The following is a 15,029-nucleotide window of genomic DNA, read 5'->3' on the forward strand; positions in this document are numbered from 1 at the left end:
CATTCATCGGTGAGGCTAGAAATAGCCTACACGAAATATATAAAATTTTGTATAATCGAGCCATGCCAAACCTAAAGCCTGTCGAGTTCCGGGGGAACTCACTAGATGATCTTCGTACCTTTCCTCTTGAGGCTAGACGTGACGCAGGCTATCAGCTTGACCAAGTGCAAAACGGTAAAGAGCCGGACGACTGGAAGCCTATGAATACGGTCGGGCAAGGGGTAAGAGAAATTAGGATTAGGGATACCGCAGGGGCGTTTCGGATTATTTATGTTGCCAAATTGGTAGATGCTGTCTATGTGTTGCACTGTTTTCAGAAAAAGACACCGAGAACTAGTAAAGCTGATTTGGACTTGGCTGCGAAGCGTTACCGTGACTTGTTAAAGGAGATACATCAATGAGCAACCAACGATTTACAAGTGTCTGGGATGCCATCGAGGATACCCCGGAAGAAGCGGAAAACATGAAGTTGCGTTCTGCGTTACTGTCTACATTAAAGGATCACCTCACACGAACCGGAATGAGCCAAGCACAAGCTGCCAAACTTTTCGGAGTGACACAGCCACGCATTTCAGACCTGATGCGTGGAAAGATTAATTTGTTTGGTCTTGACGCATTAGTGAATATGGCTTCTGCCGCCGGTTTTCATATTGAAATGCGGGTGATGGAAGTTGCCTGATTTGTAGGAAACCATGCTTAATCTGGCGATTCCTGCCGAGATTGGGTCTCGAATTGAAATTACAGTGTGGGGCGGCGTTCGGCCATAAATACTCATTCCAACATTGACCTTTATTACTCAGCAACGACTGAAATCAAAATTTTTAGGTTTCCCTAAATTCGAAACCAGCAAATTTGCTTATCGAACTGCAAGCATTTATAGTATTAGCAATATTAGATATACCCGTTATGGGACTTATAAATTTATTAGCGCTCATGAAAACCTCAGCCACAATTTCCGCCTGTCAGAAATATCGCTATGAGTTGCGCCGCATTTGGGACGACTCAAAACCGATTGTTTTGTTTATTGGCCTGAATCCATCTACTGCTGATGAGGAAACTGACGACAATACGTCTCGTGTGTGCATCAATTACGCAAAACGCTGGGGTTATGGCGGTCTGCTGCTTGGTAACTTATTTGCTTTTCGCTCTACCGATCAATCGGCTTTGTACACAGCTAAAGACCCAGTCGGGCCTGACAACGACACTTGGCTCCGCAATCTCCAATCAGAGGCGCAATTAGTTGTATGCGCTTGGAGTGCAACTGGTAGCTATCTTGGCAGAGATAATCACGTTCTTAGCTTTATCAAAGCGCCCCATTGCCTCACCAAGCTGAAAAGTGGTCACCCGGGTCATCCTCTTTACAAAAATGCAGCACTTCGACCAGTCTTGTATGAGCGCTAATAATTTATTAGATCCTACGCCGCTTCACGGCGAAGCTTAACTCAAGTGATAGTCCGCTCAGGAGATTCTTATGACAAGCTTGTACCCAACAGTACATGCAGAACGGTACAAATTTGCTCTACCTGCTTTTGAAATCCGAGGGGATCAGATTTATCCAACAGTGCACAACGAGGTTCATGATTTTGGGCTTCCTGCATTCGAGATCAGAGGCACATCTGTATATCCGACGGTACACAACTCAGTCGATGATTTCGGGTTACCCTGTTATGAGATTCGTGGCACGCAGCTATATCCAACCGTGCATAACGACGCTGATGACTATGGTCTTCCCATCTTGGAAATCCGTAGTTGAGGTTGGTCTAGAAATTCATCTAAACCGCCCTCACTTTGAGGGGCTGCTTAATTCAGGCGTTAGAAAGAATCATAATATATGAACGAAATCATCAGTCATACGAAGTGCCAGAAGTGTCAAAAAGTCTTCAATGTCATGGATCTTAAGGAGAACCCAGAGGGCATTGGCCAGATTTGTATTGACGGCGTTACCTGCAGAAAAAGAGAGCAAGAAAAAACTGCGCCATCTAACCAAGCGCTCAAGCCAAGCAACTGAAGAGGTTGCTATATGTTGCATCAATCGGTTGAACCTAAGATCGAACTGCAGCATACATGATCTAACACATTCTGTCGGGTCAAACCTCAACTTATACACATGATTCGTAGATCATCTCAGTTTGATTTTCTACATACGACAAAGGCCACCCATTGGTGGCCTTTGTTGCTTCTATAGCCCGACTGGACTTAGCGGTCTAGTTCTGGCCCGTCTGACTTGATCTCCAAATCTTGCTGTTTCATGTTTAATAGACTTTGCTGGTGAGCTGGTTTCCAGAGCTGTTCAGCACGTTCAATATCGGCATTTGGCACTTGAAACCCATCAATATCTCTTGCAATGTGTAGATCACTTATATGATCCTCAAGTCCTTTGACGTACCCTTCGAGTACATCGGGATCTTTCAGATCCACATCGGTCATTTCTTGAGCATTTAAACCTGCTGCTAAGCCACGTTCATAGGCTTTAAATTCCGCTGTTTCTTCGAGATGGTTAGAAACGGAGGGCTCAAAGTTTCGTTGGTCTTCCCTTGCGTGATCGGCTGACGTCAATTTTTCTAGTGACATACTGGCCTCAAGCATCTTGGTATTGATGTGCTCACGCTCAGCCGACTTTCGTTGGAGTCCCAGCTTGATCATCACGTCACGAAATAATTGGGGACCATTCAAGACACGTGCTCGCTTTTGCTGTTCAGCAGCACGTGACTTTTCAGCTTGTCCCCGCCGCTCAAAATCATCTATTGATTTGTGCTTGGTACCGTCATCCTTGTTGTTGAGTTTCTGTTCCATCGTTGTGAATCTCCTATTACGCGCAGTTTTTGAACTGCATGGTGAAGCCTTCACCAGAGTGATGAAGGCGTGACAATCTGGCCGTGCTGTCTAATAGCAGCGGCTAAATCGGAGTAGGTGGGATAGCGTGAGTTTCCCCGGCGTTGCCGGGGCCCCATCAGGGTGACGCTGCCTGGTCTGAGGACCAGGCAAGAGACCAAAAGTCCCTCAACGAGCTGGCGCTCTTTGTGGCCCTTAAGGTCTCACACAGGACGCACCCCTGCCGGGGTGCTGAAAGCACGCATACATGCGGCTTTCAGAAAGTTGGCAACTTTAGGTTGCGTGGAACAAATAGAGCAACGAAATCATTTGTAAGTCAGTAAGTACGTCATTTTTATGGGGTACGTATGTGGCGTTTTGTACCGTGGACATGGACTAATAACGAGCCAGTGGTCAGTTAATAGACAATTAATTGACCATTAGTGCCCAAGCGCTGGACAAACAATAGACAAGACGTAGACCGCTAATAGACAGATAGCTGACGAATCTTCGACGATAAATTGCCATATACCTCAAATTTCCAGTTCAGCATGCTGTTCCTCGGGTTTGGCGTGTGCCATTTCGTGCGGTTTGGCCTTGCTGCGGATGGTCAGCAAGTCATGAGCCAGCCCCTTGTAGGCCTTTCTATCTACTGCTTTGGGTAGTAGCGTGGCGTTATCTGTGAAGACGGTGACCTCATGCCGTTCACGCGAAATACTCACGTAATAGGTGTCCTGGGCCGTGGTGCGTGAAAAACTTTCCGCGTTGTAAAGCACGCGATCGCAGGTCAGCCCTTGGGCACTATGGGCAGTCGTCGCGTAGGCGTGATCCAGGTGCAGAGGTTGATCAGCGGTCAAGGTGACGGCTCGGCCATTGGCCGCAATGGTCACCGAGTCCTGCGCAATACCGAGTACTTCGTAGCGTTCCCCATTGGCCAGATCGAGCTCGGCATTGTTGCGGGTAACCCGAACCATATCCCCCACGGACACTTCTGCGGTGTGCTGGTGATAGACCGATAGCGTACTCATTGTTTTCGGGATCACTTCAATGGGTTGAGCTTCCTTGCCAGGATCGGGGCGCAGGGGTAAAACGATCAGCCTGTCGGTGGTGCGGTTGCATTCGACCACCTCATAGAGTTGGCCACGTTTCATCCCGTTCTTGTAATCACGCTCGGGCTGGACGATATCACCGACCGTGTAATACTTGGCGCAGCGACGCTCGGCTCGGGTGGTGTCGTGGCGGGTCAGCAAGCGGTATGGCCGTCCTTTGCCATTCAGACCCCGCAGCTCATGTACTCGTTGATTCAAGGCCTGACGAGAGTGGTTGGTCCCGGTGACAATGAGCGTATTAGCTTGTGCGGTATTGGACAGGTTGACGTACTCGCGTGCGATCGCTTCATAGCGTGGACTGCTGTCGCGTTTTTCGGTGCCGTCATCCCATTTTGTGATGCGATCGTCAATCTGGACGACATGATCTTCCAGAATCTTGAGTGAGGCACTTGCTTTGCCGACGGCGGCCAGTTCGACCGCTTGTTTAAGTGTGTCGCTTTTCTGACGCTGTATATCGCCCATGAGAGCAGTTTTCATACCTTGTTCTTGTAGCAATGCAAATGCCCGCCCGGCTTCAACTGCTTTGGTCTGGCCAGTGTCTCCGAGCAATACGATGCGAGCACCGCTAGGCTGCAACCGATGAAGCAACTTTTGCATCTCGCGTACTGGAATAACGCCAGCTTCATCAATGACGACTACCGTTTTTTCGCCCAGCTTGCTGTCCAGGCGTTCGGTCTCGGTAGCGGTTGTCATTGAGGCCACCGTGTTCGTCTCAATGCCGTCCTGGCGCAGATTGGCAACCTGTGAACCGTAGGGGGCAAGGGCGATCATGCGATATCCTCGTGCCTCTAAAAATGCTTTGGTTTCTTGTAGTGCGAATGATTTGCCCGTACCGGCCAATCCTTGTACGCCTACCACCTGGTCTTGGCCTGATAGCATCAGTTCGATGGCACTGCGCTGGCCTGGTGTGAGGGTGGTGTCGGTTAACTCCGTCTGCAATTGATCACGCGCTAGCACCGGCGCTACCTTGTCGCGTCCCGCGTGCATCATGGAGACGACATCGCGTTCACTGCGCAATGCTGTCTGGGTCGCAAAGAGTGGTTCAGTAGGTGTCAACCGACCGACATCGATGGCCTGATCGACTTGCTGCAGGGCCTTGCTTATGGAGATGCCGCGCAGTTGGACTAGCTCTTGCGCCCAGGCCTGCCGTGTGCGCGGTTTAGCTTCATGGTTAGAGCTACTACGGTAATGGAAGGCCCTGGCCACCAACTCGTTTCGTGCAACCAGGCGACTTAGAGACTGTCGTAGTTGCTCTGCGCTGACGGCTCCTTCCCCATGGCGCAGCGCATGACTGAGCAATGCGGATTGGCTCATGACTGTTTCACGTTCAGCCAGGTGCTTGATGGCCCAGATCATCGCGGTATCGGCAATGCGCTGACGGGCCTCGGGTTCAGGCGAGTGGCGATTAAGGCTAGCCAGATTCTTGGCGCGTTCTTTTGAGGCGTGCAGATTACTTTGGAAGTCGATCCCAATGTCCTTTGACTGCGCCGTCCAGTCAGCTTGTAGCTGATCGCGGGTGAACTCCTGTGTTTTAGGCTGACGAGTGGCTAGCACAGCCATTTGGCGTTGCGCATGAGAGGCGGTGGGACCGTCCATGCCCACATCGGCCAAACGCTGGTTCATTTGCGCACTGCGTTTACTAAAGTGCTCGATCTGGTCACGCGTGATATGCGCCAGCTCAACATGGTTCTTTTCAAAGCGCAGATCGTAGCCGATGGCGGTTAACTCTTTGGCTAATTCAGCCATGTAAATCGAGTCCAGGAGCGGACGGGATTGAACCAGTAAATCGTTGTTCAGCGCTGCCCAACTACCGTCCTGGCGCTGGGTCAGATTCATGATGACGGCGTGGGTGTGGAGCTGCGGGTCCGGCGGGGAGTTGTCTGTGGCTCTGGCCGTTTCGTGTCTAAATTTACTGATGATCAGATTGCCGGTGTTTTCCACCTGTGATTTACCACGGATGGTTTGGCGTGACTGTGCAAAATGCTGCTCTGCGTAGGCCAATGCACCTTCAACCGCTCGGTCATGGGCAGTGATGATGCGCTCATCGCCACCGATTAAGGCTTGCAGTGAGACACTTTTGGGTGCTGAGATCGTCAAGATCCAAGCCAGAGCGGGCTTGGGAGTCGTGACGAATGCTGTTGCCGGCATTCACGCCACGGCCGAACTCGCCGCGCAACATGGCATGAAAGCGCTGGGTATCGACCGCGCCAGATGCGCCAAGCATCTCAGCTCCCTTTCCTTGCCAAATGGCGGCCTGACCATCACGGCTGTAGTAGTCGTTGGCCTGGTCACCATAGTAGTGTGAGTGCTTGGCGGCTCCAGAGCGGTGTAAAACCTCTTTAGTAATCATGTGGTATTTCCTACTGGCAAGACGAGGGCAGGCTGTCGCTAAGCTTCAGCCGTGCTTTGTGTTCAGCGGGGAATGCGTTTGAGCTGGCTCGATTCAATGAACGGCTCAATCACTTGAGTAAACGGCTCAAACCGCAGCTTGAAACGTGAGATTGGATACTTACCGGCAAAGGCGACATAGCCTGTTAAATCATCGAAGGCTTGAATTTGTGCGGCGGTCACGACACGCTCGGTGACTGGCGTATTTTGATCATTGGTATTGCGATCACCGACAGAGCGAGAGACGCTGTATTTATGACGCTCTACCTCATGCTCGCCTAGGCTCTTGCTCAGATCCTCAGCGGTTTCATGGTCAGTGCGAGAACCGCCCAGTACCAGCAAGTTACGAAAACTGGCGCGAATCGTTTGAGCTTTCTTCTCACCGTAGATGTAGTCCAGTTGGGACGTGCTTTGCAGGCCCGCTACGATACGTAGGCCTTTTTTACGGCCCTTGGTCAGCCCATCTTCTAACGAGGGCAGGGCGTCCAGACTGGCCAACTCGTCGATGAACAACCACCAGCGCCGTTTTGCATCTTCGGGCAATGACAGGACAGCCGTAATAAACACATCGGCCCAAGATGACACCAATGGCTTCATTGCGGTCACCATGTCTTCCCGCTAGTTGATGAACAAATTCCCACCATTGGGATCGTCAATCCAGTCACGAATCGAGAATGGCCCGGATTTCATTCTGGTATGCTCGGACAGCTTGGCCGACACTCGCCCACGTACCTGGCAAGCTTGATGTGCCTGTCATTTTGTATGCGGGCGAGCTCTGTTTTTTTCGTGATGCGACCAAACAGATGAAGTCTCTTTTCCAAAACAGCCTTTATTGCGAACGACCGGGTCGCAATCATTTCGAGCTGATGATGGAGAGTGACTGGATTTCCAGGAACGTCATTGCATTCTTTCCAGCCTTGTGACGGAGCGTTCAGACGGACGCAAGCTCTCTACCTGGGCGCTTTCAATCACGCGTTGTTAAGTTTGTGGCAGGGGTTGCGTGCTTAAAACTCGAACTTTTGTGGAGAGTTCGATTCCGTCATTTCCATATCAATGCAGCTTTCAAGAAGCGTGTAGCTGCCTCCTGTAGTGCTGGCGAGTCGGTCGCAATAGGAGACGGTTTTCTCGGGTATGGATTCCCACATGTTTTTGAGCTTGTTATACGAGCTTTGCTCCATTTTGATGCACTCGTTCGCGAGCGTTGCGGACCCTCCCGATAGAGAAGAGATTCTTTCGCAGTATTTGTTCGGGTCGTATCGCGGCAGTTCAGCAGCCTGAGCGATGGACATGACACTAAGTGCTGTGATTCCAATGATGATGGTAGTTTTCTTCATTACCCCTCCGGTAACTATTGATATGTAAAAAATAAGGAGCCGAATGGCTCCTTGTCTTTTCTTGTTCAGTGTGTGTCTCGTATGAATAGCGAGTTGATTGCCTCGGTCATTTTCCCTATGCCTCTATCTTGTGTCTGTGCGCATACCTACTGAACGAAGTATGGGATTTGCTTGCTAGTGGTATCCCTCGGGCAAGGATTCAACAATGTTCTTCGCGCCCATATAGATCTCTTGGTCCGGGTTCCGTGTGCAGTAGTTCTGCATCCATTCAGCGACTCGCTCGGGGCTCAGTCGGATTTGACCATTTTGTGGCCGATGAAGGTTTGTCGCAGAAATGAAGCCTTGGACCCAAGACATGTAGGCCAAGCTCATTGTGGCAAAAACTTCTCCATCAGAGGGATCTTTCCACATGGCATTGTGCGCGCGCATGTCTAAAGCTTCAGCCATGGATTTGCATTTGTAATGAGCGCCCAGACCTTGTCCGACGCCTTGCGCATTTGCCGTTGTAATGCCTGTAAAAAGACAAATGGCCAATATCGTTTTTTTCATTCTGCCGCCTCCCGCGCTAAGCGCTCCTATCTGTTGGTATTGGCGAAATATAGCAACGCTACCAGTTCGTGCAACTAGCATAGTTACTGATTGGATTCTGTATCGATATCTTGGAATGAATTTGAGTTTCAGGGTGGAACTGTGCCGGGACAAAAGCCTGTCTCCCAGGCTTTTGTTTAATGATTGTGTTGGCTGGTTCTCTTACCACCCCCAGCAAGTTCCCGCCGCAGGCTTGCCGCAATTGCGGTAGTTCACCGCAAACCACAGTTTTCCTGCACCACGTGGGCTACCGTCAGATTTGACGTCGTTGCGTGGCAGTTCTTCCAGGGTGTCGCGCGCTGTTTTAGTGTCGGAGTCACTGGCAGCGTTGGCTTCCAGGACGATGCGGCCTAGCGCTGCTGCATCACGGTTTTCGAAGACCAGATCCGTGTCTTTCAGCGCTGTCATTTTCAGGGAGGCATCACGCACGGCAGCCGCGTAGCTGTCGTCCGAACCACCGGGCTTCAAGGCCTTGTTCAGCGTGCTGGCGGCCAGAATCTGCACCGGTGTGGCGGGTGGAGCCATCACGTAGTCGTCCAGCTTGGCCAATTGGCCCTTTGAAGCCTGGCGACGTAGCCAGTCACCCCACAGAAATTCGGCGTATTCAGGCAGGTTGCCGTTTTTATAGGCAATGTCGCGGGTGAAGTACACCAGGGAGCGATAGCGATCTTCCTGCATGCCACCGGCTTCTTTTTCGTTGGTCAGGCCAAGGCGAGTGGGCAGTTGTTCGACGGTAATGGTTTGGTTTTTACCATCACGCAGCCAGACCAGTTTTTCTTTGCTCATGCGCTCCCAGAAGGCAGACGCATCGCGGATATCGCTGTAGTTGGCGCTGACTTTGACCCAGACGGGCAGTTTGGGGCCGCCGTCAGGGATCTCGCGCAGGGAGGAGAAGGTGTGGTGGCCATCGGTCAGGTACAGATTGCCGTCCCAGCCTACGACCACGGTTTTAAGGTTTTCTGTTTGCGAGCCCAACGGGTCTTTACACAGATACGTGGTGGGTTGATCCAGGCGGGCCGCTTGCGCCTCAGCGATCGTCAGGAATTTCTGAGCGCGCTCGGTACCGCCCATATCCTCGCAGTAGTCGTCAAATTTCTTGCCGATGGTGCGATTCAGGTAGTCCAGTTGGTGCTTGGAATTGTTAGCCCAGGTAGGGCGGTCCAGATCGCCTTGCCAGCGTCCCAGCTTGTAGTAGACCTGATCGTAGCCAATGGCCGCCTGGGTGGGATGCAGTTCTTCTATGCGGACCTTGATGACATCGCCTGCTTTGCTGTCCAGATAGGCCGTGTTGCGGGGTGGTTCCGGCTCTTCAGTGACAGGTGGCGTGACGACGGGGGCTTCGGGGGACGGATCGCCACCTGTGCTGGAGCCACTGTCGCAGGCTGCCAAGACCAAGGGCAGCAGAGCGATGCCCAGGGCGCGCAAGAGCTGTTGCCGGGCGGGGACAAGAGAATGCAAATAAGCGAGGTTCATGGTCTGTTGGGAGATTTTGTTGGAAGATCCTAGATCATGGGGGATGGGTATTGCCGGAACATTGCATTCAGAAACATTTATCGCTTGTGCTGGAGAGGGGGCTGCTTGTCACGGCCGGGGTGAAATTGTGACCAGCTCGCCTAGTTCCCTCTAAGGCGAACTGAATCCCGTACACTGTCCGCGCTTAAATGAAATCGACAAAGCACTTCCAGACTTGTGGAAGTTGATTTTAAAAGGTTCTTGATGGCGCTCTACAGAAAAGCCTGGCTGTTTACCCTGTTCAATATCTTGCTCCTGGTCGCCCTGTATTTTGGGCTGCCGGTGTTCGACCGTGTGTTGGGGACATTGGGGTTTTTGGTGTTTGGCTTTTACATTCTGGGTCAGGGCCTGGTGGCCATGACGGTTTTTACTTGCCCAAAGTGTGGCCTGTCGCCGTTCATGGGTAGCCAGAGCCTGTTCACCAGCTATTCGCCGTTTCCGCGCAAGAAGTGTGGTCAATGCGGACATGACCACACTCAGACTGAGTAGGGCAAGCTGCGATCCGGCGATCCGGCGCGGTGATCGCTTGTTGACTCAGTCATTGCGCAGCGGGTTTTCCTTCCTGGATTAGTCCGGGTGATGGTTGTGATCCACCACCATATTGTCTCCAAAGGTGGAGAATTTGGCGGTGACCTCGGCAGGCAGTTTGGCTTCAGCCTCGCTGGTGTTCTTGACCAGGCGTTCTGCCGCTTCAGTGCTCATGCCGGCCATGGTCAGGGTCTCGACGTCGTTCAAGCCATCGCCGCCGCACATATGAACATTCCATTCCCCATGGCGACTCTTTAATAACGCACGACCACCACGCGTCAGTTGTGTCCAACCGGCCAGGGCGTAATCACCTTCGATCACGATAGGCTCCACCACCAGAGGCGCTTCGGGGCTGTCCCAAATTGCCTTCATGGCGTGAGAGATGCGATCAGCCTCTGAAGGTGCCGCGCGAGCCACGCCGGTGCTCATGGCGAGCAAGATGAGCAAAGCCACGGCGAAGAAAAGACCATGGCGTGCCACCTTGAAGGTCTGGTGATGTTGTGAAGCTGTTTTCATGAAGACTCCTTGTTTCTCAAGCTAATAAAGGACAGGGTGGGGCTTTCGCCCCGAGCAGAGTGCTCATCTGACTGCTTGGCAGCCTGGGGGCCGTGATCTGGCATGCCAGGATCAACAGCTGTGATGTGACGTGCATGGCAAACCCCTTGAAAAGATGAAAAAAACGGGATCAATACTGGATCTGCACACCGGCAAAGACCGATCGCCCTGTACCCGGCTCGAACAAGGGCGAGGAGGCGGTGGCGTAGTCCGTAATGCTGGCACTGGCGATGTATCGGCGATCCGTCAGGTTGCGGCCATCGATATAGAAGGAGTAGGGGCCGCGCTCCCAGCCAGCTCGCAAGCCCAGCAGGGCATAGGAACTGGTTTTGGTGGTGTTTGCGTTATCGACGTAGTAAGCCTGCGGCACCCATTCCACATTGGGGCCAATGTGAAAGCCTGAAGGGTGTTTGTAGATAAGCTCCGCCCTCAGGTAGTGCTTAGGTACACCGGGCATTTGATTGTTGTTCCAGTCCTGATCATTGTCGAATTTGAAGTTGCTGTAGGTGTAGGCACCCTTGACCTCCAGGCTGTCACTTTGCAGACTTTGTACAAACAAGCCTCGGGCGGCCGTCCATTGCACGCCCAGCTCTATGCCCTGATGGCTTGTGCGATCGGCGTTGACGGTCTTGTCGCAGATGTTCCAGGGGGCGCTGATGCATTGCAGCTCATTTTTGACGCGCGCATGGTACAGGGAGACGTCCCAAGCCACGTCTCCGCTTTCTCCTCGGGTGCCTATCTCGAAGGTGGTGGCACGTTGAGCTTGCAGACGATCCAGATCATTGCCGGTCGAGAACGTCATATCGTCAAACGTAGGCGGCTCGGCGCTGCGAGAAATATTGCCGTAGATTTGCCACTGCGGACCCGCATTCCACAGCAGGCCCAACTTGGGATTGAAGAAGTTGTAGCTCTTGTCCCCGGATCGCGTGGTGGGCAGGCCGCCGTTGTACCGATCCTGGCGCTTGCGCTGAGCGTGCAGGTATTGCAGGCCGGTGATCAGGGACAAGTCCGAGCCCAGACTCCAGGCGTTTTCAGCATAGATGCTCAGGTTGTTGGACCTGTCTTTGCTAGCAGACAGTTTTTCCAGTCGTTTACCTCCCACGTTTACCGAGTTTTGGGCATCAATCTTGCCGGCCGACCAGGTCAGGCCCAGCGTGAAGCGATTGTCTCTGCCCGCAAGCGGGCTGGTGTTGACCAACCGGCCGTAGGCGCCGTAGCTGCTCGTGTCCCTATCAACAAATTGATAAATAGGGTGTCGCAACGAACTTTGTTCAAACCAGCCACCTAGTTCGTACTGCGTCTCGCCCATGACCAGCACTGTGCGGTTGGCAATGCGACCGCCGTCCAGGTTGAGCTGCCAGTCGTTTTGCTTATTTTCTTTGGCGGCTTGTCGTGGATTATTCAGAGCCTGATCGCGGCTGACCGAGCCGGGAATATCCTGGTGAATCTGGTAGCCGCTCAGGTAAAAACGGGTTTCTGCCCGGTCTGACAAACGCCAGCCCAGGTTTGCATTCGCACGTAGGGAATGGCCGGCGCTTTGTTCTCTATAACCATCTTGAGTTTGCCAGGAGCCGGAGATCACACCATCCAGTTTTTCGCCCGCAAAGCCGCTGCTCAGTTGCACGCGTCGCCAGCCAAAACTACCGGCATCCAGACGTCCTTGAAAGGCGTCGGCATCATGGCCGGTAGGGGTGACGAAGTTGATGGCCCCGCCCAATGTGGCGGCTCCGTATTGCAAGGCATTGGCACCTTTATAGACCTCGGTATAGCGATAGGCCGTAGGGTCGATACGATGGAAGTTGCTGCTGCCGTCCGGGTCGTTCAAGGGGATGCCGTCCTGATACAGGCTGATGCCCCGTAGATGGTAATAACGCGACAGCCCTGAACCCCGTATGGATAGGCGCGCATCATCACCCCATTTGGGCTGCGCAAACACCCCCGGTGTGTAGTCCAGCATGTCTTTGACGGTAGCGGCTTTGGTATCACGCCAGGCGCTTTCGGGCACCAGAGCGACGCCGCCCGCGGTTTGTTCAATATTTTTTTGAGCAGTTTGCAGGCCCGGCACAGTCAAACTTTTGCCACGGTCTGGAGTGACGACGACGGGGGCCAGTGTTGGCGTTTGTGCATGAGCAAGGCTTGCCCAGGAACTGGAGAACAGCAAGGTCAGAGCCAGGACGCTGATTCGTGTGCGCGGTGATCCTGGCGCTAATTGGACAGAGGGCAGAAAGGGGGCGGCCTGCACAGCGCATGCCTGTGCAGAAATACAAAAAATAGACATAAAAAAACCTTGAATGACTTCGCTGAAAAGCGACTGCACATATGGCAGTCGGCCACGAGAGATCAAACAAGGTTGGCAGGCGGAGCGCGTGACCCGAGTGGTGGCCCCAGCGCGGGTAAGGGGGGCAAGGTCTGATTGCGGTGCACCAGCAGCAAAGGCGGGTGATCCATCGGTACATCCAGGCTTGCCATGTCGGCACTGGGCAAGGCCACTTGGGATAGAACCAGGGCGTAAGGGCACTTCTGGATATCCGCGTGTTCATTGGATAGTGGCGGATCGGCCTGTCCTGTAAGGCTCATCCAGATCGTGCTGGGCGTGCCACCGGGGGCACACAGCGTGACGGAAAAGAAGCCGTTTTGCTCGTCAGCCTTGTCCGGCATGTATCCTGCCGGCACCAGCGAACGGCACAAAAATGACAGGATCGCCAGGCAAAAAAGAATTTGCCAGGCTATGCCATTTTTTGCGGGAGAGCGGTGCCGTTGGACAGACATGGCGCAATTGTATTCCAACTGCTTCTCAATTAGATTTGATTTACGTAATCTGCGGACTCTTTAGTAAGTGGCGGATTACGATTTTGCCAAAGCGATGGCGCTGTTGCCGAGGTAAACGTTGCCCAATCGTTTGTTTTGAAGGCGAAATAATCCGAAAGTAGGGCTCAAGCAAGACTGTCCGAGGCAGACCAAGGTGTCCGCCTAGTAAAAACCCGCTTGGATGTTTTTCCGGGAAAGGCCTACTATTAGCCCTCAATTATCGGATATGAGAATTTTATGGTGTATGACTACGTCATTGTGGGTGCCGGGATGGCCGGTGTGTCTTTGGCCTACCGTTTACCGGAAAGCGCCCACGTGCTTGTTCTGGAAAGAGAGTCCCATGCTGCGTATCACTCGACGGGGCGCTCGGCCGCTATGTTTGTTGAAACCTACGGTACTGAAACGATTCGTGCCCTGACCGTCGCGGGTAACGATTTTTTCAGTCATCCGCCAGATGGTTTTAGCGATCAGCCAATTTTGCTGCCGCGTGGCGTGCTGTATGTGGGCACAGCCGAACAACAGGATTTGCTGGACAGTCAATATGAGGATTGGCATGAGCAAGGGCTGGATGTCAGCCGCATGACGGCCGAGCAGGCACTGACGTTGGTGCCATGCCTGGATCCGGCGCAATTGGCGGGCGCCTTGTATGACGGGCAGGGCCAAGATATGGATGTGCATGCCTTGCATCAGGGGTTCCTGAAAGGGGCACAAGCAAAAGGCGTAACGCTGCGTCTGGATACAGAAGTCCTGTCCGCGCAATGGGATGGCGAGTGTTGGGACGTTCAGCTCAGCTCTGAGCCCGGTACTGTGCGCACACGTGTTCTGGTCAATGCAGCCGGTGCCTGGGCCGATACCCTGGCCGAGCGTTGTGGCCTCAAAGCCTTGGGGATTCAGCCCAAGCGCCGTTCAGCGTTTTTGTTCTCGCCACCCGAAGGGATGGATCACCGGGATTGGCCGGCAGTGATTGATATTGGCGAAGAGTTCTACTTCAAGCCCGATGCAGGCATGTTGTTGGGGTCGCCGGCCAATGCAGATGATGTGGACGCGCATGATGTCGTGGCCGAAGAGCTGGATGTGGCCACCGGCATTTACCGCATTGAAGAGCGCACCCAGCTTCGTATCCGTCGTCCTAGCCACACGTGGGCAGGACTGCGTAGTTTTGCTCCTGATGGGGAGCTGGTCATTGGTCACGATACACAATGTCCCGGCTTTTTCTGGCTGGCGGGGCAAGGCGGCTATGGGATTCAAACCGCAGCAGGTGCGTCCTTGCTGGCGGCCAGTTTGTTGCAAAAGCAGGATTTGCCCGAGTCCTTGAAGGCCTTGGAGATTGATCCGGCTGTGGTGTCACCGGCTCGTTTCAGAACATAAAAACAGCAGCACTTTGATCTCCTGGAGG

17 protein-coding genes are annotated in these 15,029 nt (G+C 53.0%); 7 read left to right on the forward strand and 10 right to left on the reverse strand.

Annotated elements, in window-relative coordinates:
- The first annotated feature begins 62 nt into the window (after positions 1 to 62).
- From OKX01_RS08770 to OKX01_RS08785, 4 genes are all read left to right on the forward strand, one after another.
- Positions 63 to 401: a type II toxin-antitoxin system RelE/ParE family toxin gene (locus tag OKX01_RS08770; protein ID WP_264672796.1), complete on the forward strand. Its 339-nt coding sequence runs from the start codon at positions 63 to 65 to the stop codon at positions 399 to 401.
- Positions 398 to 679, forward strand: a complete 282-nt coding sequence (locus OKX01_RS08775) for a helix-turn-helix domain-containing protein (RefSeq protein WP_003802962.1) — start codon at positions 398 to 400, stop codon at positions 677 to 679. The genes OKX01_RS08770 and OKX01_RS08775 overlap by 4 nt, the downstream gene beginning before the upstream one ends.
- A 173-nt stretch (positions 680 to 852) precedes the next feature.
- A complete protein-coding gene (locus OKX01_RS08780) occupies positions 853 to 1,401 on the forward strand; it encodes a DUF1643 domain-containing protein (protein ID WP_264672797.1) in 549 nt (182 codons plus the stop codon).
- Between the two features lie 430 nt (positions 1,402 to 1,831).
- The gene (locus OKX01_RS08785; RefSeq protein WP_264672798.1) at positions 1,832 to 2,008 is read left to right on the forward strand and encodes a hypothetical protein; all 177 of its coding nucleotides are present in this window, start codon (positions 1,832 to 1,834) and stop codon (positions 2,006 to 2,008) included.
- A gap of 188 nt (positions 2,009 to 2,196) precedes the next feature.
- On the opposite strand, the gene OKX01_RS08790 is transcribed toward OKX01_RS08785, so the two are convergent.
- The 4 genes from OKX01_RS08790 to OKX01_RS08805 form a co-directional block, all read right to left on the reverse strand.
- Positions 2,197 to 2,793, reverse strand: coding sequence for a hypothetical protein (locus OKX01_RS08790; protein WP_264672799.1), 597 nt, complete (start codon positions 2,791 to 2,793; stop codon positions 2,197 to 2,199).
- A gap of 551 nt (positions 2,794 to 3,344) precedes the next feature.
- The gene (gene mobF, locus OKX01_RS08795) at positions 3,345 to 6,017 is read right to left on the reverse strand and encodes a MobF family relaxase (RefSeq protein ID WP_264672800.1); all 2,673 of its coding nucleotides are present in this window, start codon (positions 6,015 to 6,017) and stop codon (positions 3,345 to 3,347) included.
- Positions 5,962 to 6,270 carry a relaxase domain-containing protein gene (locus OKX01_RS08800; RefSeq protein WP_264672801.1) on the reverse strand — a complete coding sequence of 103 codons (309 nt, stop codon included), beginning with the start codon at positions 6,268 to 6,270 and terminating at the stop codon, positions 5,962 to 5,964. The genes mobF and OKX01_RS08800 overlap by 56 nt, the downstream gene beginning before the upstream one ends.
- Positions 6,271 to 6,332: 62 nt before the next feature.
- Positions 6,333 to 6,917 (reverse strand): type IV secretion system DNA-binding domain-containing protein, encoded by a 585-nt coding sequence (locus OKX01_RS08805; RefSeq protein ID WP_395029548.1) that lies wholly within the window; start codon positions 6,915 to 6,917, stop codon positions 6,333 to 6,335.
- Between the two features lie 65 nt (positions 6,918 to 6,982).
- On the opposite strand from OKX01_RS08805, the gene OKX01_RS08810 reads away from it, so the two are divergent.
- Entirely contained in the window at positions 6,983 to 7,231 is a 249-nt protein-coding gene (locus tag OKX01_RS08810) for a hypothetical protein (protein ID WP_264672802.1), read from the forward strand.
- An 81-nt stretch (positions 7,232 to 7,312) separates the two neighbouring features.
- Here OKX01_RS08810 and OKX01_RS08815 read toward each other — a convergent pair whose 3' ends face one another.
- The 3 genes from OKX01_RS08815 to OKX01_RS08825 form a co-directional block, all read right to left on the reverse strand.
- Entirely contained in the window at positions 7,313 to 7,642 is a 330-nt protein-coding gene (locus OKX01_RS08815; protein ID WP_249462378.1) for a hypothetical protein, read from the reverse strand.
- Positions 7,643 to 7,816: 174 nt separating this feature from the next.
- Positions 7,817 to 8,191, reverse strand: coding sequence for a hypothetical protein (locus OKX01_RS08820; RefSeq protein ID WP_249462381.1), 375 nt, complete (start codon positions 8,189 to 8,191; stop codon positions 7,817 to 7,819).
- Positions 8,192 to 8,392: 201 nt separating this feature from the next.
- On the reverse strand, positions 8,393 to 9,703 hold the full coding sequence (locus OKX01_RS08825; RefSeq protein WP_264672803.1) for a ParB/Srx family N-terminal domain-containing protein: 1,311 nt from the start codon (positions 9,701 to 9,703) through the stop codon (positions 8,393 to 8,395).
- Between the two features lie 243 nt (positions 9,704 to 9,946).
- Here OKX01_RS08825 and OKX01_RS08830 point away from each other — a divergent pair, with 243 nt between their 5' ends.
- Positions 9,947 to 10,231, forward strand: a complete 285-nt coding sequence (locus OKX01_RS08830) for a hypothetical protein (protein WP_264672804.1) — start codon at positions 9,947 to 9,949, stop codon at positions 10,229 to 10,231.
- 78 nt (positions 10,232 to 10,309) lie between these two features.
- On the opposite strand, the gene OKX01_RS08835 is transcribed toward OKX01_RS08830, so the two are convergent.
- The 3 genes from OKX01_RS08835 to OKX01_RS08845 all read right to left on the reverse strand — a co-directional run bounded on the left by OKX01_RS08835 (position 10,310) and on the right by OKX01_RS08845 (position 13,594).
- A complete protein-coding gene (locus OKX01_RS08835; RefSeq protein ID WP_264672805.1) occupies positions 10,310 to 10,786 on the reverse strand; it encodes a copper uptake system-associated protein in 477 nt (158 codons plus the stop codon).
- A 169-nt stretch (positions 10,787 to 10,955) separates the two neighbouring features.
- Positions 10,956 to 13,103 (reverse strand): TonB-dependent receptor family protein, encoded by a 2,148-nt coding sequence (locus OKX01_RS08840; RefSeq protein ID WP_264672806.1) that lies wholly within the window; start codon positions 13,101 to 13,103, stop codon positions 10,956 to 10,958.
- Between the two features lie 62 nt (positions 13,104 to 13,165).
- Positions 13,166 to 13,594: a DUF2946 family protein gene (locus OKX01_RS08845; protein ID WP_335641799.1), complete on the reverse strand. Its 429-nt coding sequence runs from the start codon at positions 13,592 to 13,594 to the stop codon at positions 13,166 to 13,168.
- A gap of 276 nt (positions 13,595 to 13,870) precedes the next feature.
- Between OKX01_RS08845 and OKX01_RS08850 the strand changes: the two genes are divergently transcribed.
- Positions 13,871 to 15,001 (forward strand): NAD(P)/FAD-dependent oxidoreductase, encoded by a 1,131-nt coding sequence (locus tag OKX01_RS08850; protein ID WP_108727448.1) that lies wholly within the window; start codon positions 13,871 to 13,873, stop codon positions 14,999 to 15,001.
- Positions 15,002 to 15,029 lie beyond the last annotated feature (28 nt).

Source organism: Alcaligenes sp. SMD-FA (assembly GCF_025960365.1).
Taxonomy (GTDB): domain Bacteria; phylum Pseudomonadota; class Gammaproteobacteria; order Burkholderiales; family Burkholderiaceae_B; genus Alcaligenes; species Alcaligenes aquatilis.